Source organism: Bradyrhizobium sp. BR 10289 (genome assembly GCF_019455385.1).
GTDB lineage: Bacteria > Pseudomonadota > Alphaproteobacteria > Rhizobiales > Xanthobacteraceae > Bradyrhizobium.
This window is the reverse complement of the sequence record NZ_JACOFR010000019.1, coordinates 136,175-152,334: the sequence shown is the minus strand read 5'-3', so window position 1 is coordinate 152,334 and position 16,160 is coordinate 136,175. Positions and strand designations below refer to the sequence as shown.

Below are 16,160 nucleotides of genomic sequence, written 5' to 3'. Positions count from 1 at the left end.
TACCTCTTACCTGTTCCGAATACCCCTCCAAGTTAAGTAAGCTGTAACCCTCGGTTGAGTCGCAAGCGCTTTCTGTCAGGACGCGCGCCCGGAGCCCGCTACCATAGAGGGCTATCCGGCCGTAAGAGATTGACGTACGAGGTCACCATGGCGGCTTACGAGAGATCGACGTGCTAGCGCCCAACGACCGAAACACCTTCCTGTCGACCTTGGCGGCGACGCAGAGCGACCGCAGGGCGGCCTTGGCGATCGTCGGCATCTCCGCGATCCTGTTCGCGCTGGCGGTGCCGTTCGCCGGCATGCCGCTGGCTCAGGTGCCGGCCTTCGTGGCGAGCTATCAGTCGGCGCTCGCGGTCAGCGATGTCATCACGGCCGTGCTGCTGCTGTCGCAATTCGCCGTCCTGCGCAGCCGTGCCCTGCTGCTGCTGTCGACCGGCTATCTGTTCACGGCGGCGGCTGCGGTCACCCATGCCCTGACCTTCCCCGGACTGTTTGCCCCGACCGGACTGTTCGGCGCCGGCTCGCAGACCACCGTCTGGCTCTACATGATCTGGCACGGCGGCTTCCCGCTGTTCGTGCTGGCCTATGCCTCGCGAAAAGACAGCAATGGCGGCGACAGGGTCGCGGGCACGACGTCGCGCGCGATTGCTCTTGCCGTCGCCGGCGTGGTCGCCGCAATGGCCGTCTTTGCCTGGCTGGTGACGGCGCAGCACGGCCTGCTCCCGGTCCTGCTGAAGGACGGCCACTACACCAACACCATGATCGGCGTGGTGTCGTTCGTGTGGTCCCTGAGCTTCGCCGCGCTGGTCACGCTGTGGTTTCGCAAACCGCACACGGTGATCGACGTCTGGCTCATGGTCACGATGTGCGCGTGGCTGTTCGACATCGCGCTGTCGGCGATCGTCAACGTCGCCCGCTACGATCTCGGCTTCTACGCCGGCCGGCTCTACGGCCTGTGCGCGTCGAGCTTCGTGCTCGCGGTGCTGCTGATCGAGAACGTGCGCCTCCAGGCCAACACCGCGGGCCTAGTCGGCGCGCTGCAGCGACAATCGAGCACGGAGAGAAACTACTACGCAGAGCGCGAGCGGTTGTTCAGCGCGGTGGTCGAATCCTCCAACGACGCCATCATCACCAAGTCGCTCGACGGCACTATCACGTCCTGGAACCATGCGGCCGAGCGCGTCTTCGGCTACTCCGCCGAGGAGGCGGTCGGCCGCCAGGTCGACATCATCATGCCGGTCGACCAGCGCGAGGACATCGCGGAAAATCTGGCCCGCACCCGCAACGGCGAGGTCATCGACCAGTTCGAGACCGTACGGCTGCACAAGAACGGCCAGCCCATCGACGTCGTGATGACCCAGGTTCCGCTGCGCTCCCGCGAGGGCAAGATCATCGGCGCGTCCAAGGTGGTCCGCGACATCACCGAGCGCAAGCGGGCAGAGGCCCTGCTCAACCGCGAGATCGAGGAGCGCCAGCGCATCTTCGAGACCTCGCAGGACCTGATCCTGGTCACCGACGGCTTTGGCAACTTCATCCAGGTCAGCCCCAGCGTGAAGGACATCCTGGGCTATAGCCCGGAGGACATGGTCGGGCACAGCGCGATCGAATTCATTCACCCCGACGACCTCGAGAAGACGCGGGGCGAGATGCGCGCGGCGCGGCGGGGCGCGGTCAAGCGCAGCTTCGAGGCGCGCTACTATCACTACGACGGTCACGAGGTGACACTGAACTGGATGGGCACCTGGTCGGAGCCCGTGAAGCGGCACTTCTTCATCGGCCGCGACCTGACCGAGAAGCAGACCGCCGAGGCCCAGCTCAGGCAGATCCAGAAGATGGATTCCATCGGCCAGCTGACCGGCGGCGTCGCCCACGACTTCAACAACGTGCTGACTGTCATCACCGGCACGATCGGCATTCTCGCCGATGCCGTCGCCGACCGGCCCGAGCTTGCCGCGATCACCAAGCTGATCGACGATGCCGCGGAGCGCGGCGCGCAACTGACGAAACATCTGCTCGCCTTCGCCCGCAAGCAGCCGCTCCAACCGCGCGAGATCGACGTCAATGCACTGGCACTCGAGGCCGCCAAGCTGCTGCACCCGACGCTGGGCGAGCAGATCACCATCGTGCCTCAGCTGACCGAGGACGCATGGCCGACCCTTGTCGACCCGGGCCAGCTCTCCACCGCGATTCTCAATCTCGCGCTGAATGCCCGCGACGCCATGCCCGACGGCGGCACGCTGGTGCTGGAAACCCGCAACATCTTCCTCGACGACGGCTATGCCAGCATGAACCCCGACGTCGTCGCCGGCAATTACGTGATGATCGCGGTCAGCGACACCGGCACCGGCATCCCGCCGGACCTGATCGAGCGGGTGTTCGATCCCTTCTTCACCACCAAGGAAGTCGGCAAGGGCACCGGACTCGGGCTCAGCATGGTGTTCGGCTTCGTCAAGCAGTCCGGCGGGCACATCAAGATCTACAGCGAAGAAGGTCACGGCACGAGCGTGAAGATCTACCTGCCGCGCTCGAGCGGCGTGCAGGAGACCGAGTTCGAGGCTCTTCAGAACACGCCCATCGCCGGCGGCAACGAGAAGATCCTGATCGTCGAGGACGACGCGCTGGTCCGGCAATATGTCGTGACCCAGATCAAGAGCCTCGGCTACACGACGCTCGAGGCCGGCAACGCGGCCGAAGCCCTCACCATCATCGATGCCGACGACGGCATCGACCTGCTCTTCACCGACATCATCATGCCGGGCAACATGAACGGCCGCCAGCTCGCCGACGAGGCGGTGCGGCGGCGTCCCGATCTGAAGACGCTGTTCACCTCGGGCTACACCGAGAACGCCATCGTCCATCACGGTCGGCTCGATTCCGGCGTGCTGCTGCTGCCCAAGCCGTACCGCAAGTCGGAGCTCGCCAAGATGCTGAGGACCGCACTGGCGAGTTGAGCATGCCCCCCGCGTGCGCTATCGCTTGAGGCCAAGCAGCGCCACGGAGTGCCGTCCTTGAAAAACCTTCTGACCGATATCGCCGGCGTCCGTGTCGGCCACGCCGAAGATGCAAGAGTTGCATCCGGCACGACCGCGATCATCTTCGACTCCCCCGCGATCGCGGCGATCGACGTGCGTGGCGGCGCCCCCGGCACGCGCGAGGGCTCGCTGCTCGATCTTGCCAGCACGCAGGAACGCGTCGATGCGATCGCGCTGTCCGGCGGCTCCGCCTTCGGGATCGAGGCCGGCGCCGGCGTGCAGGCCTGGCTCGCCGAACACGGCCGCGGTCTCAATATCCGCGGCGCGGTGATCCCGCTGGTGCCGGGCGCGATCCTGTTCGATCTGCTCAACGGCGGCGACAAGGGCTGGGGCCGCTTTTCGCCCTATCGCGACCTCGGCTATGCCGCGGCCATGGCGGCAGGCCACGATTTTGCGCTGGGCAGCGCCGGCGCGGGCCTGGGCGCCACCACCGCGACCTTCAAGGGCGGGCTCGGCTCGGCTTCCGCGGTTCTTCCCAACGGCATCAAAGTCGCCGCCATCATGGCCGTCAACGCGGTCGGCAGTGCAACAATAGGCGACGGGCCGTGGTTCTGGGCCGCGCCGTTCGAGCAGAACGACGAATTCGGCGGGCGCGGCCTGCCGCCGAAATTCACGCCGGACATGCTGGAAATGCGTATCAAGGGTGGCCCCGCCGCGAGCGCGCGTGAAAACACCACGATCGGCGCCGTCATTACCGATGCGGTGCTGACCAAACCCCAGGCAAAGCGCCTTGCCATGATCGCACACACCGGGATGGCGCGCGCGATCTATCCGGTGCATGCGCCGACCGATGGCGACGTGCTGTTTGCGGCAGCAACCTGCGAGAAGCCGATTGATCCGCTGGTCGGCCTCACCGAGCTCGGCACCGCCGCCGCCAACGTGGTCGCGCGCGCCGTCGCGCGGGGCGTCTACAGTGCGACAGCGCTGCCGTTCGCCGGCGCGCTGCCGGCTTGGAAGGATCGGTTCGGCTAGCAACGAAACGGCGGACCGGGCGTTAACTGACGGCCCAAGGTGCACCGTCATGCCGTCTTCCGTGATCCGCTTCTTTCGCTACTTACCCGACACGCGCGAGCTGAAGGTGACTTTCGTCAGCGGACGCATCTATGTTTACGAGGACGTTCCACCCGAGGTCGCCGCCGCGTTCAGGAACGCGTTTTCAAAGGGCACGTTCTTCAACCACGAGATCCGTGATCGCTATGCGTATCGTGATATCACTCACGCGGATGTCGGTTAGCCGGAGATGCGGCTCATACGCTCATCGACATGGACGAGCCCGCAGGCGCTGAAGCGCCCTGTCCCTGCCCACCTTGCTGCTGCATCAATTGTGCAAACAGATCGTAAGCCGAATTGCGGGACGCATTCGCGCCCGGCACGGTCGTCGACATCTTGAAGCCGTCGGCATAGGTGACGGTGGTCGTGGTCGAGCCGTCGGCAGCTGTCGTCGTGGTCGAGGTCGAACCGCCGCTCGACGAGGACGAGGAGGAATCCGATCCGTCGCCTGAGCCGCTCGCACCCTGCGCGTGGTGATGACCGCCATGGCCGCTCTTCAGCGCCTTCGACATCTCGTCGAGGTTGACGCTGCCGTCGGAATTCGAATCCAGCTTCGAGAACACGTCGTCGGCCTGCGCAAGATTGGTACCGCCGGCCCCGAGCGCGTTCTCGAATTCGGACTTGGTGATCTTGCCGTCGCCGTCCGCATCGATCTGCGAGAACAGGTCCTTCAGCGCAGCGTCGCGGCTCGTCGACGTCGAGGAGGTCGAGCTCGATGAGGTCGAGGTCGCCGTGCTGCCGGCGCTGTCCGAGGATTGGCTCTGCGCGGCGAACAGGGCGTTCATCGTCTCCGGCGAGATCTGCGGCGTTTTGCCGGCATTGACCGACGAGGTCGCGCCGGTGGTGCTGTTGCTGCTGCTGTCGATCGCGAACGGATTGGTCGCCGCCTTCTGCGAGGACCCCGTCTTCTGGGTCGACGAGGACGATTTCGAGTTCGTCAGCGACTGGATCGCGTCGAGCGCACTCGATACGGCACCAAGGGCAAACAACATTGCACAACTCCAACGGATGCGGCGTGCCGCGGTCAATGCTATGCGGTGAGGTCAGCAAGCGACGTGCCAACGTAAAAAGCTCAATGATATCCGCCGTTACCGCGCTTTGCGGGCCTTGGGAACACCGGCAATTCATGCCGGTCGCGGCAGAAATTTCCGCCCACAGGAAGCACGCCTCCCCTGCATTGCCCGCTACGGAGGCCCATGTTAGCGAGGCCCATTCCTCGTTCGGCCGCCACGGGAAACCGCGCCATGACCCAAGCCTTCGCCCCCCGCCCCCTGGCCATCGCGCCCTCGATCCTGGCCTCGGACTTCTCGAAGCTCGGCGAAGAGGTGCGCAGCGTCGATGCGGCCGGCGCCGACTGGATCCATCTTGACGTCATGGACGGACATTTCGTTCCGAACATTTCCTATGGCCCCGACGTCATCAAGGCGATGCGCCCGCACACGAAGAAGATCTTCGACGCGCATCTGATGATCTCGCCTTGCGATCCGTATCTCGAGGCCTTCGCGAAAGCCGGCTGCGACCACATCACGGTGCATGCCGAAGCAGGCCCGCATCTGCATCGCTCGCTTCAGGCGATCCGCAGCCTCGGCAAGAAGGCCGGCGTCTCGCTCAATCCGGGCACGCCGATCAGCGCGCTCGAATACGTGCTCGATCTCGTCGATCTCGTGCTGGTGATGTCGGTCAATCCCGGTTTCGGCGGCCAGGCCTTCATCCCCTCCGCGATCTCCAAGATCCGCGACATCCGCGCGATGACGGCGGGCCGGCCGATCGACATCGAGGTCGACGGGGGCGTCGGCCCTGATGTCGCCGGTCCCCTTGCCGCAGCCGGCGCCAACGCCTTCGTCGCCGGCACCTCCGTGTTCAAGGGCGGCACGCAGGAAGCCTACAAGGCCAACATCGCCGCGATCCGCAACGCGGCGCTCGGGGCGCGCGGCGAAGCGATCTGACGCGCACAGACGCCGCGTCATCTGCGGCTTCTACGGGCATTGCGAGGCGCAATGCCTAAAATTGCAACCTTGATCCGTACTCCTCCGGGCTTCCCTGATTCGCGCAAATCACTGCAAGTGATTCCTGCCTGTTTTCGCGGGAGCACATCATGACAACGACCCTGGTTTGGACTGGCGTGGCGTTGTGGATCGGTTTTTGTGCCTTTGTTGTGTTTGGTCCGTCGGCCGGACCGGTGCAGGTCCCGGCACGTTCGGCGCGTCACATCCGCCGCAACCGGATCTGACCCGTGCAGTTCGCACTCGTGAAGCGTCAACCGAAGCGCCGGTGCCGCATCCCGCGGCGCCCGCATCCGGACCTCGACTATTTCTTCGGTCGGCTCGAACGGACCGAAGGCGAGACGCGCGACGACACCGGGCCCGAGAAGGCGGACCTGGATCACCCGCTCCGGTCACCGCGCCGGCACTGACAATCTTTTTTCTGGACCTGAAGCGATGAAGCCGCACTGCCCGAACTGCCTGAAGGAAATGACCAAGGCGTCCGCGTCGCGTAATCTCTTCAACTGCGAGCCCTGCCGCGAGATCATCCAGTATTTCGGCGGCAGCGCAGACCACGGTGAGCCTGGTCCGCAGTTCACCTGGCCGATCCGCCGCAAGCGCTCCGTCCACACCGCTCACGCGGCCTGATCTACCCCCACACCACACCGGCGCCCGGTTTCGCCGTCGCCATCCGCGGCGGCCGCACCACGGTAACGGTGCAGGCCGCTTCCGAGGCCACCTTGGCCGAGACGCTGCCGAGCAGCGTGCGTCGAAACGAGCCCTGCCGCGCCCCGATGATGAGATGGTCGACCGAGTTCATCTCGGCGAACTCCAGCAGCGCCGTCGCGGGATCGACCGCCTCCAGCACATGGACCGTCAGCCGGCTTTCATCGAGCTTGAGCGGCGCCGCCCAATGCCTGAGCGCGACCATGCGGTCGATGTGCTTGTTGGAGCCCTGCTCGTCCAATGTCTTGTCGACGGCGATGCGGTTCAGCTTCAGCACGTTGACGCAGGCCAGCCGCGCCGAGGGCAGCGTCGCCAGGATGCGCTCGGTAGTGATACGCAGCGCCTCGTTCAGCTCGGGGGCGCCTTCCGCCGTGTCGAGCGCGACCGCCAGGATCGGGCTTGACGCGATTTGAGCTGCGACATCCGCCGTCGCGCGCGGCTGGACGGCGCCCAGATTGAAGCGGCGGCGCCACGCGACGCTGAGGGAATCGCGCTTCAGACGTTCCGAGCGCGCCGTCAGCTTGACCTGGTCCGGATGGGCGAGATCGAAGGCGAGCTGGGACACGGTCGGATAGCGCCACGCCGGATCGATCTCGAGACAGCGTAGCACCACCTCCTGGAGCCAGGGCGGATAGTCGGCGCGGAGCTTGCGCGGCGGATGCGGATCGCGCCAGAGCCTGCGCCGCATCGCGCGCAATGTCTCGCCCTCGCCGAACGGACGCTCGCCGGTGGTGAAGAAATACAGCAGCACACCGAGCGAGAACAGATCGCTGCGCGGATCGTCGCGCACGCCCAAGAGCCGCTCGGGCGCCATATAGGGCGCGGTGCCGTAAGGCAGGCGGAACTCCTCCTGCAACAGGTCGGGCAGATGGTTGTGGTGCGACAGGCCATAGTCGATCAGCACCGCCTCGCCGCTCTCGCGGAACATGATGCTGCTCGGCTTGATGTCGTGATGGATCACGTTCTGCCGGTGCAGATCGGCCAGCGCCGTCGCAATTTTGGCGACGAGCTGCCGCGCCTCGTCGTAAGGCAGCGGCAGATCGGGCAGCCGCTTGTAGAGCGTGGTGCCGGCGATGCGCTCGATCACGACATAGGCTTGATGGGCGAAATCGCCGGTGCCGAAACAGGCCGGCACGTGCGGCCCGGCAAGCCGCGGCAAGATCATCATCTCCATTTCGAAGGAGACGATCGCGGCTGGGTCCTCGCCTTCCGATACCCGCGGGATCTTCATCAGCAGCGGCACGTCGATGCCGGGATGAGTGACCGTCCACAGCGTCGCCATGCCGCCGGCATGGACGCATTCGCCGATGGTGTAGCCGTCGATCACGGCACCTGACTTGACCAGGGGTTTTGGCATTGTCGCTAGCGCCCCTGCGACAGGCGGTCGGCGAGCCAATGTGGCAGGCCGTTCTCGCGGATCCGGCTCGCGGCCGTCGCGACGTCATAGGGCGCGCGGCAATAGGTGATCTGGCACGACACGGTGTCGAACAGCACGAAGGCCGCGGACGGATCGCCGTCGCGGGGCTGGCCGACCGAGCCGAGCACCGCCAGCCATTGCCGTCCGCGCAGCAGCGGCACCGAGACGTCGGTCTTGGGCACGAGGCTCGTCATCTTCGCCGTCACCGACATCGAATAGAGCGCGGGCCGATGGACATGGCCGCAAAAGGTGACGTGGGCGGGCGTCGCGATCAGGCTCTTGGCGGCGTCCGTCGTCGAGCGGACATAGGTCCAGCGCTGGGGGCTGGACGCCTCTGAATGGACGTAAAGGCGCTCCTTCTCATCCACCAGCATTGGCAACTCGGCGAGGAACCGCCGCTGCGCCACGTCGAGCCGCCCGCGGGTCCATTCGATCGCGATCTGCGCCTCGTTGTTCATGCTCTCGGTGGTGGAGTTGACCGCCTCGTCATGATTGCCGCGCACGGCGATCGCGCCCTCGGCCACCAGCTGCATCGCGGTATCCACCACCCATTCCGGATCGGCGCCATAGCCGACGAAATCGCCGAGCAGGGCAAACCTCTCTGCCCCCTTCGCGCGGGCAAGCTTCAGGCAGGCCTCGAACGCCTGCCTGTTGCCGTGGATATCCGAGAAAACCGCGAGAAGCACGCACCCTCCACCCTCAGATTCTTATTGGAAGCCGATAAGGCCAAATTGAGGGACGTCAAGAACATGCGCCAGCGCAGCGCGGTTGACCAGCGCGCGACTTCTGGGATGGTGAAGGGCCTATTGCTCGTCCTTTGGCGGCATCCGGGGCGGTGGGATCGGGGTGAACACCGCGCCTTGCGCACCCGCCGGCGGCGCAAGGAATTCACCGGTCGAGGAATCGCCGCCGGTGGTCTCCAAAATGGTCTTGGGCGTCACATATTCCCGGACCATATCGATCAGGCTGCCGTCGCCGCCGCCGAAATCGGCGGCCCGGCCGCCTTGCGGATGGCCGAGCGCGATCTCATTCTCCGCCGCATGGGTCTTGTCGGCGAGCCTGTCATTGTAGGGCACGCGGAAGGCGCGCGGGATGCCGCTCGGGCGATTGTCCTCATCGAGCTGCTCGACCCAGAGATAGATCGAGCCGGGATCGCCCTCCAGCGAATGCGGCTCGACGATGCGGGCCTTCAGCAGCTTGAAGGAGGTGGGCAGCCTATCCGTGCTGGCCCAGCCGAGCAGCCCGCGCATTTCAGTGAAGCTGACGACATAGAAGGCGCTGGTCACGACCACCGCGACGGCCTTGAAGGACCAGTGCAGCCGCGCAAAGACCAGCACGACCAGCAGCAGCGCGCCGATCACGGCATAGGCGACCGACAGCGTGAGGATGACCGTCTGCAGGCTAGTCACGGCGCACCCTCTTGGCGTTGCTGCTCACACCGGTCCGCGGGTCGAGATCGGCGCCGTTGCGCCATGTGCTGCGGAACGTCTCCAGCAGTGATTTCGGCCGCTGGTTCACATCGATGACCTTGCCCTCAGCGTCGAGCCGGAACCTCACCGCGGTCTTCTCGTCGCCGGTGTGGTCGAGCGTGAACTTGTTGTCGAAGACCACCTGCGCGGTCGGATTGAGTTTCTGCACCTTCACATTCGCCGTCACGGGCTCGCCGGTCGTGGCGACGAAATGCGAGACGTTGACGGTGTATTCACCGGGAATCATGCCGCGCAGCGTCACGATCTCCTCGCGGATCGGCGACGCGATCTTCTTGCCGGCGACCATGATGAAGTCGTTGGCGCCGCCGCGATCATCGCGGTCGAGCGTCAAGAAGCCGGCCTCGCGGTGGCGATACCAGGCGATGTTGCCGGCGGGATCCTGCACGAACAGGTCGAGATCGTCGGGATGGTTGTCCGGCCAGTCCAGCGTGATCATGAACTCGGCCTTGGAATCAATCTTGCCGTCCTTGGCATCGGGCGAGACCGCGAGCAGCGCAAGGAAGAACAGGAAGGCGATCACCTGGAGCGCCTTGAACAGCATCACGCCCAAGGGGTCGAACGGCTCCTCGCGCGGATAGAGACCAAAGTCGTCCATCATGACGCCGTTCCAGCGCCTTTAAGTCCAGCGCCTTTGCGCTCGAGCACCGGCGTCACATAGGTCTCGGTCAGCACCACCGCGTCCGAAAACACCCGCTGGGTCGCAGCATCCAGCATGTAGTACTGGACGCGCACCAGGATCGAGCCGACGAGGCCGGCGAGCGTCGTGTACATCGCGACCGCCATGCCGTCGCTCATCAGGCCCATCGAGGAGCGCATCGCGACCTTGTCGGCGGCGTCCAGCCCCGCGATCGGCGCCAGCATGATGATGAAGCCGATGATGGTGCCGAGCAGGCCGAGCTTCGTCAGCGTATCCGAGACGAAGGCCCCGAAGCCGTTGGAGCCGCGCAGGCGGTCGGCCAGCGTCCGCAGCAGCAGGGTCTGGTCAACCGGCCGGTAGTCCTGGGCGGCGGCCTTGGTCACAAGGCTCTCGATGTGGTCGCGCACCAGCCCGCGCGGCAGTGTTGCCGCGCCCGTGTCGAGCACCTTGCTGCCCTCGGGCGCGGCAAGCGCGGCGCGGCAGCGCTGGGCCGATGCGCCTTCACGCGCGATCGCCCGCGTGCGCAGGAAGCAGTGGCCGCAGGTGAGGACATAGAGCACCGCGATGACGCTGGAAATGTAGGTGCGATCCGAGGTCAGCATCAGGCGGATCAGGCCGAAGCGCCACAGCAGCACGACCGCGAAGATCGAAAGCCCGGTGAAGATCATCCAGAACAGCAGCGCGCTGCGCTCGGACGGGTCGGCCGGTTGCCGCGCCATCGGTCCCATCGTCATCGAGCTCATGCTGCACCGCTCCTGACCTGCAGGGCCTGGCCTGCAACGATTCCACCCCGATTAGATCAAAGCCGCCGTCTGGGGTCCAAAGACCCATGCCCAATCCGGCTTGGGAAATTTGCCCGAGCTGCCGTCCCGCCGTTCCCCGCAATTGGCAAGGCACGGCGGCGTTGTTAGGCTGAGCTTACCAAACGTCGGGGGTGATCGCATGCGCCTCGTGCTTCAGCTTGTCGCCCGTCTGCTGCTCATTGTGGCGCTGTGCCTGGGTGCGGCGACCGTGTGGGCCACGTTCGATGCCTATCGCAGCGTCGATCGGGCAACCGCAGCCTCGGCGCAGCGCGTCGCGCAGGCGCTTCAGGCGTTGTACTGGCACGAGTTCCTGTTGCGCAGCAGCAGAACGCGCGAGCAGCTTTTGCCGGTTCCTGAGTGGCGCACGCTGGAGACGATGAAGCTGATCTCGCCCGGCGTCTGCGTCGAGTTCCAGCCGGCGATCGCGTTCGAAAAGCCGCTCTGCGGCCAGAGCGAGGGGCTGGGCAAGACGCCGCCGCGCTGGTTTGCGTCCGTCGTGCCGATCTTCCTCGGCAGCCACGCTGCGGTGGTGCGCCCCGTCAGTCCCCGCGCGGCAACCGCCGGGACCGTCGTCGCGACGCCGGACGCGGCCGCGGCCATTTCGCTCGCCTGGGAATACATCCTCAACGTGATCGACGTTGCGCTGCTAATGGCCGCGGCGATCGCCCTGCTCGCCTCGCTCGCAATCGCGCATGCGCTGGCGCCGGCGCGGACCATCGTCACCGCCCTGCAGCGCATGGCGCGCGGCCAGTACCGCACAAGGCTGCCGCGCTTCCGCTCGATGGAGCTGGCGATGATCGGCAGCGCCGTCGGCGAGCTCGGCGGCCGGCTCGAGGAAGCGACCGAGCAGCGGGCAGCGCTGACCCGGCGCCTGATCGAAATCCGCGACGACGAGCGCCGCGCGCTGGCCCGCGAGCTGCATGACGAGTTCGGCCAGAACCTCTCCGCCATCCTCGCCTTCGCCAACACCATCGAGACGGCGGGCACCAAAGAGAGCAAGGACAGCGGCATCGCGCAGGACGCGCGCATGATCTCGCAGGCCGCGCACCATCTCATGGCCTCGCTGCGCGATGCGCTGAAGCGGCTGCGCAATCCCCTGCCCGAGGAGCTCGGGCTCGAGGCGAGCCTCGTCAATCTCGTCGACAGCTGGCGCTCGCAAAGCGCGGCGCGGCCGACGATCCAGCTCGATCTCAAGGGCGACCTCGCCGACATCAGCGGCCCGGCCGCCACCACCGCCTATCGCGTCGCGCAGGAATGCCTGACCAATGCGCTGCGTCACAGCGCGGCGCGCGAGATCTCCCTGCGCGTCGAGCGGCGCGCGGGAGAGGACGATGCGCTGCTGATCCGCGTCGAGGACGACGGCGGGGGCGACGCGGAGCGCGTTGCGCAATCGGCCGGCTTCGGCCTCACCGGCATCCGCGAGCGCGTTGCGGCGGCCGGCGGATCATTGTCGATTCTATCGGCCAGTCGCGGCCTCAGCGTCGCCGCCACCATCCCGCTCGCTGCATGAGGCCGGGATGAGCGAGGTCGCGACAACAGGCATTTCCGTGCTGCTGGTCGACGATCACCCGATCGTCCGGCAAGGCTACCGCCGCGTGCTGGAAAGCCAGGGTGATCTCCATGTCGTCGCCGAGGCCGACAACGCCGCGGATGCCTATGGCGCCTTCAAGGCGCACGACCCCGACGTCGTCGTGCTCGATATCTCGATGCCCGGTGCCAGCGGGCTGGAAGCGATCCGCAACATCCGCGCGCGCAATCCGCGGGCGCGCATTCTCGTCTTCACCATGCACAACGAGGCGGTGCTGGTGAAGGCCGCCTTCGGCGCCGGTGCCAGCGGCTTCGTCACCAAAAGCAGCGAACCCACCGCTGTGGTCACCGCGATCCGCAGCGTCGCGCGCGGCGAGCGCGCCATGAGCGACGACATCGCGCATATCTTGGCCGAGGATAGCCTGTCGGCAGGCTCAGCGCTGGATCAGCTCGGCGAGCGCGAGATCGAGATCCTGCGCCAGTTCGCCGGCGGCGCCACCACCGAGCAGATCGCGGCCCATCTCAATCTCAGCGTCAAAACGGTCCAGAACTATCACTATCTGATCAAGACCAAGACCGGCGCGCGCACCGATGCGCAACTGGTTCGGCTGGCGGCAAGCTGCGGACTGACGCGGATCTAGCAGCCTGACGGCCGCATTGCCGCGAAATTCTCTCAATCTGCGAGGGGGATAGGAACAGAGGCTATTCCGTTCCAGTTAGCAGATTGAAGGAGTACAAGTCATGAGTAAGGGTCATCACAAGGCAGTCGCCCATCCTGCGGTCATCACGGTGGGCGATCTCATCGACGAACTCTGCCGCCTGCCCGATACCGCCGTGGTCCATTTCCGCTGCCCGGCGCTCGATCAGGAACTCACGTTCGAGCGGCTTCGAAAACGGTCGAAGGACGACGTCGAAATCGCGATCAATGCGTATCCGGAAAGCCCGCCGGTCGTCCCATCGTCCGCCGCCGCTTTCCGCGCGCGCACATCTTCGCCGTCAGCTCGCGACGGCGTCATCCTGAACAAGGTCAGAGGTTGATTGGCTGCAGCGCGTCTCGAACGGCTGCAGCGGTCTAACAGGCCTTCAACCCGCGCAGCACCAGCGCGAGCGTCGCATCGACACGGGCAGGCAAATCCGCATCCTTCCATTCGTCGGCATGAGCCGGATGATGGAAGCGGACCGTCGCATCGAAGATCGCGCGCGCGGTCGTCTTGACGTCGTCGACGGCGAACACGCCCTGCTTGACGCCGTCGGCCAGGATCCCCGCGATCTGGTCGATCATGGTGTCCTTGTGGCATTTGACGGCGGCGCAGGCTTCGCGCGCCAGGGTTAGATAAGTCTCGAACATTTCGGGGTCGTCGAGCACGCGCGAACGCTTGGCCGCGAACAGCGTGCGCAGCCAGCGGTCCAGCCTGTCGGGCGCGGGGCCCTGCTCCTTGGCGATCGCCAGCAGCGGCGCGTCGATGCGATCGAGCCAGCGCTTGGCGACGGCCTCGCGCAGCGAGGCCTTACTCGGAAAATGGCGATAGACGCTGCCGTGGCTCACATCGAGCGCACGGGCAACGTCAACCACGGTGGCCTTGGCAAGTCCGTAGCGCCGCAAGACGTCCTCGGTGACTTCGAGGATCCGCTCCGGCGTCAGGATCACGGCTTCATTCATGCCAGCACCTTGTTCCCGTTCAGGGTTCACCCGGCGACGGCGCCATCTCCGAAGCGCCCGTGCCGGTCGTTTCGGAAAGCTCTCGCCTTAATGAGGCAGTTTTGCAGCCTGCGCCGCGATCTGGCGCGCCACCAGCAAATTGAGCCAATGCCCAATCACGCCGGTGAAGTTGATGATTTCGGTCGTCATTGTCTTAAGTCTCCATTCGTCCGCGGTCCCCACCTCTCAATGACGGCCCTCGATCCGTTGTTGTCTCGGACCTCGGCTCCCCGGGAGGGATGACCACGGGACGCCCAATCGGAGCGTCCGGGAACGGATATACACGTCTCGCTGACAGATTTCAATATCTGTCAGTCAATGATCCGTGATTGACAGTTAATTTTGAGCCCCGGAGCTGCCGCGGGCCCCCCGGCGGGCTCCCCCCGGCTCTGGACAGCCGCCCGACAAGCTCCTGTGACACGGCGGTGGGTTACGCTAGGTTGCCCCACCTTCCGAACTCATCATAAGAAACGGACCCCTCCCGATGCCCATCGTCAACCGTATTGCCGCCCTTTCCAACGAAATGGCCGCTTGGCGCCATGACTTCCACGAGAACCCGGAGCTGCTCTACGAGGTCCACCGCACCGCCGGTATCGTTGCCGACCGCCTGCGCGAATTCGGCTGCGACGAGGTGGTGACGGGCATCGGCCGCACCGGCGTGGTTGGCGTGATCCGCGGCCGCAAATCGGCCTCCGGCAAGACCATCGGGCTGCGCGCCGACATGGACGCGCTGCCGATCATGGAAACCTCCGGCGTGCCCTACGCCTCGAAGATCCCCGGCAAGATGCACGCCTGCGGCCATGACGGCCACACCGCCATGCTGCTGGGTGCCGCAAAATATCTCGCCGAGACGCGCAATTTCGACGGCACCGCGGTCGTGATCTTCCAGCCCGCCGAGGAAGGTGGCGGCGGTGGCAAGGCCATGGTCGAGGACGGGTTGATGACGCGCTGGAACATCCAGGAGGTCTACGGCATGCACAACATGCCCGGCCTGCCCGAAGGCCATTTCGCCACCACGCCCGGCCCGATGCTGGCGTCCTCGGACAACATCCAGATCATCGTTCACGGCAAGGGCGGCCACGCCGGCGCCGGTCCGCACAAATCGGTCGACAGCGTGCTGATCGGCTCGCAGATCGTCAATGCGCTGCAATCCATCGTCGCACGCAACGTCGATCCGCTGAAATCCGCGGTCATCTCGATCACGCAGTTTCACTCCGGCACCGCCTTCAACATCATCCCCGAAAGGGCCGAGCTCGCTGGCACCGTGCGCACGCTCGATCCTGAGGTGCGCGATCTCGTCGAGCGCCGCATCGGCGAAGTCGCCGACAGCATCGCCCGTGCCTATGGCGGCTCGGCGGAGACGAAGTACACGCGGATGTATCCGGTCACCATGAACCATGCGCGCGAGGCCGGCCTTGCCGCCGACATCGCCCGCGACATCGTCGGCGCCGATCGCGTCAACGACAAGTTCATCCCAATGATGGGCGCCGAGGACTTCTCCTTCATGCTGGAGGCCCGCCCCGGCGCGATGGTGCTGGTCGGCATGGGCGACGGCAACGAGTGCCACCACCCGGCCTATGTCTTCAACGACAACATCCTTGGCCACGGCGCCTCGTTCTGGGCCCGCCTGGTCGAGACGCGGATGCCGGCATAGTGGGTCTGTAGGTAGGCAAAGCGTAGCGTGCCCCCCACTGCGCAGGGTGGGCACGGCACGTTACCCTTCATATTGCAGCACGTGCATGCCGGCGTTCCAGTCGCTGACGAACATCATCCCGTCCGGCCGGACATAGGCGTCGC

At 65.7% G+C, this 16,160-nt stretch carries 18 protein-coding genes; 11 read left to right on the top strand and 7 right to left on the bottom strand.

What is annotated here, in order from left to right; all coding sequences use genetic code 11:
* The first annotated feature begins 170 nt into the window (after positions 1-170).
* Genes HYH08_RS27065 through HYH08_RS27055 form a run of 3 tightly spaced genes read left to right on the top strand, consistent with a single transcriptional unit; the run spans position 171 to position 4,266 of the window.
* Complete coding sequence (locus HYH08_RS27065) at positions 171-2,951, top strand: PAS domain S-box protein (protein ID WP_220012876.1); 2,781 nt, start codon at positions 171-173, stop codon at positions 2,949-2,951.
* A 57-nt stretch (positions 2,952-3,008) separates the two neighbouring features.
* Positions 3,009-4,004, top strand: coding sequence for a P1 family peptidase (locus tag HYH08_RS27060; protein ID WP_220012875.1), 996 nt, complete (start codon positions 3,009-3,011; stop codon positions 4,002-4,004).
* 49 nt (positions 4,005-4,053) lie between these two features.
* On the top strand, positions 4,054-4,266 hold the full coding sequence (locus tag HYH08_RS27055) for a KTSC domain-containing protein (protein WP_220012874.1): 213 nt from the start codon (positions 4,054-4,056) through the stop codon (positions 4,264-4,266).
* Between the two features lie 13 nt (positions 4,267-4,279).
* Here the strand turns inward: HYH08_RS27055 and HYH08_RS27050 are convergent, their stop codons facing one another.
* Entirely contained in the window at positions 4,280-5,074 is a 795-nt protein-coding gene (locus HYH08_RS27050) for an EF-hand domain-containing protein (RefSeq protein ID WP_220012873.1), read from the bottom strand.
* Between the two features lie 252 nt (positions 5,075-5,326).
* On the opposite strand from HYH08_RS27050, the gene rpe reads away from it, so the two are divergent.
* The 4 genes from rpe to HYH08_RS27035 all read left to right on the top strand — a co-directional run bounded on the left by rpe (position 5,327) and on the right by HYH08_RS27035 (position 6,712).
* Complete coding sequence (gene rpe, locus HYH08_RS27045) at positions 5,327-6,028, top strand: ribulose-phosphate 3-epimerase (RefSeq protein WP_220012872.1); 702 nt, start codon at positions 5,327-5,329, stop codon at positions 6,026-6,028.
* Between the two features lie 149 nt (positions 6,029-6,177).
* On the top strand, positions 6,178-6,312 hold the full coding sequence (locus tag HYH08_RS37715) for a hypothetical protein (RefSeq protein WP_283844168.1): 135 nt from the start codon (positions 6,178-6,180) through the stop codon (positions 6,310-6,312).
* A 3-nt stretch (positions 6,313-6,315) separates the two neighbouring features.
* Complete coding sequence (locus HYH08_RS27040; RefSeq protein ID WP_220012871.1) at positions 6,316-6,495, top strand: hypothetical protein; 180 nt, start codon at positions 6,316-6,318, stop codon at positions 6,493-6,495.
* Between the two features lie 25 nt (positions 6,496-6,520).
* Entirely contained in the window at positions 6,521-6,712 is a 192-nt protein-coding gene (locus tag HYH08_RS27035; protein ID WP_220012870.1) for a hypothetical protein, read from the top strand.
* Between the two features lies 1 nt (position 6,713).
* Here HYH08_RS27035 and HYH08_RS27030 read toward each other — a convergent pair whose 3' ends face one another.
* The 5 genes from HYH08_RS27030 to HYH08_RS27010 all read right to left on the bottom strand — a co-directional run bounded on the left by HYH08_RS27030 (position 6,714) and on the right by HYH08_RS27010 (position 11,077).
* Positions 6,714-8,147, bottom strand: coding sequence for a serine/threonine protein kinase (locus HYH08_RS27030; RefSeq protein ID WP_220012869.1), 1,434 nt, complete (start codon positions 8,145-8,147; stop codon positions 6,714-6,716).
* A 5-nt stretch (positions 8,148-8,152) separates the two neighbouring features.
* The gene (locus tag HYH08_RS27025) at positions 8,153-8,893 is read right to left on the bottom strand and encodes a metallophosphoesterase family protein (RefSeq protein ID WP_220012868.1); all 741 of its coding nucleotides are present in this window, start codon (positions 8,891-8,893) and stop codon (positions 8,153-8,155) included.
* Positions 8,894-9,010: 117 nt separating this feature from the next.
* Positions 9,011-9,616 carry a hypothetical protein gene (locus tag HYH08_RS27020; RefSeq protein ID WP_220012867.1) on the bottom strand — a complete coding sequence of 202 codons (606 nt, stop codon included), beginning with the start codon at positions 9,614-9,616 and terminating at the stop codon, positions 9,011-9,013.
* Positions 9,609-10,295, bottom strand: a complete 687-nt coding sequence (locus HYH08_RS27015) for a DUF2135 domain-containing protein (RefSeq protein WP_220012866.1) — start codon at positions 10,293-10,295, stop codon at positions 9,609-9,611. Before HYH08_RS27015 ends, HYH08_RS27020 begins: the two co-directional genes overlap by 8 nt.
* Entirely contained in the window at positions 10,292-11,077 is a 786-nt protein-coding gene (locus HYH08_RS27010; RefSeq protein ID WP_220012865.1) for a MotA/TolQ/ExbB proton channel family protein, read from the bottom strand. The genes HYH08_RS27015 and HYH08_RS27010 overlap by 4 nt, the downstream gene beginning before the upstream one ends.
* A gap of 199 nt (positions 11,078-11,276) precedes the next feature.
* On the opposite strand from HYH08_RS27010, the gene HYH08_RS27005 reads away from it, so the two are divergent.
* The 3 genes from HYH08_RS27005 to HYH08_RS26995 all read left to right on the top strand — a co-directional run bounded on the left by HYH08_RS27005 (position 11,277) and on the right by HYH08_RS26995 (position 13,702).
* The gene (locus HYH08_RS27005; RefSeq protein WP_220012864.1) at positions 11,277-12,647 is read left to right on the top strand and encodes a sensor histidine kinase; all 1,371 of its coding nucleotides are present in this window, start codon (positions 11,277-11,279) and stop codon (positions 12,645-12,647) included.
* Between the two features lie 7 nt (positions 12,648-12,654).
* A complete protein-coding gene (locus HYH08_RS27000) occupies positions 12,655-13,305 on the top strand; it encodes a response regulator (RefSeq protein WP_220012863.1) in 651 nt (216 codons plus the stop codon).
* Positions 13,306-13,405: 100 nt separating this feature from the next.
* Entirely contained in the window at positions 13,406-13,702 is a 297-nt protein-coding gene (locus HYH08_RS26995; RefSeq protein ID WP_220012862.1) for a hypothetical protein, read from the top strand.
* Positions 13,703-13,736: 34 nt separating this feature from the next.
* Here HYH08_RS26995 and HYH08_RS26990 read toward each other — a convergent pair whose 3' ends face one another.
* On the bottom strand, positions 13,737-14,324 hold the full coding sequence (locus HYH08_RS26990; protein ID WP_220012861.1) for a TetR/AcrR family transcriptional regulator: 588 nt from the start codon (positions 14,322-14,324) through the stop codon (positions 13,737-13,739).
* Positions 14,325-14,847: 523 nt separating this feature from the next.
* Between HYH08_RS26990 and HYH08_RS26985 the strand changes: the two genes are divergently transcribed.
* Positions 14,848-16,017, top strand: a complete 1,170-nt coding sequence (locus tag HYH08_RS26985; RefSeq protein WP_220012860.1) for a M20 aminoacylase family protein — start codon at positions 14,848-14,850, stop codon at positions 16,015-16,017.
* The last annotated feature ends 143 nt before the right edge of the window (positions 16,018-16,160 follow it).

What these genes read in the sequence shown, in the direction of transcription:
- HYH08_RS27055 (WP_220012874.1), top strand. Translation starts at nt 4,054, where the DNA reads ATGCCGTCTTCCGTGATCCGCTTCTTTCGCTACTTACCCGACACGCGC.
- HYH08_RS27050 (WP_220012873.1), bottom strand. Translation starts at nt 5,074, where the DNA reads ATGTTGTTTGCCCTTGGTGCCGTATCGAGTGCGCTCGACGCGATCCAG.
- rpe (WP_220012872.1), top strand. Translation starts at nt 5,327, where the DNA reads ATGACCCAAGCCTTCGCCCCCCGCCCCCTGGCCATCGCGCCCTCGATC.
- HYH08_RS37715 (WP_283844168.1), top strand. Translation starts at nt 6,178, where the DNA reads ATGACAACGACCCTGGTTTGGACTGGCGTGGCGTTGTGGATCGGTTTT.
- HYH08_RS27035 (WP_220012870.1), top strand. Translation starts at nt 6,521, where the DNA reads ATGAAGCCGCACTGCCCGAACTGCCTGAAGGAAATGACCAAGGCGTCC.
- HYH08_RS27030 (WP_220012869.1), bottom strand. Translation starts at nt 8,147, where the DNA reads ATGCCAAAACCCCTGGTCAAGTCAGGTGCCGTGATCGACGGCTACACC.
- HYH08_RS27015 (WP_220012866.1), bottom strand. Translation starts at nt 10,295, where the DNA reads ATGATGGACGACTTTGGTCTCTATCCGCGCGAGGAGCCGTTCGACCCC.
- HYH08_RS27010 (WP_220012865.1), bottom strand. Translation starts at nt 11,077, where the DNA reads ATGAGCTCGATGACGATGGGACCGATGGCGCGGCAACCGGCCGACCCG.
- HYH08_RS27005 (WP_220012864.1), top strand. Translation starts at nt 11,277, where the DNA reads ATGCGCCTCGTGCTTCAGCTTGTCGCCCGTCTGCTGCTCATTGTGGCG.
- HYH08_RS27000 (WP_220012863.1), top strand. Translation starts at nt 12,655, where the DNA reads ATGAGCGAGGTCGCGACAACAGGCATTTCCGTGCTGCTGGTCGACGAT.
- HYH08_RS26995 (WP_220012862.1), top strand. Translation starts at nt 13,406, where the DNA reads ATGAGTAAGGGTCATCACAAGGCAGTCGCCCATCCTGCGGTCATCACG.
- HYH08_RS26990 (WP_220012861.1), bottom strand. Translation starts at nt 14,324, where the DNA reads ATGAATGAAGCCGTGATCCTGACGCCGGAGCGGATCCTCGAAGTCACC.
- HYH08_RS26985 (WP_220012860.1), top strand. Translation starts at nt 14,848, where the DNA reads ATGCCCATCGTCAACCGTATTGCCGCCCTTTCCAACGAAATGGCCGCT.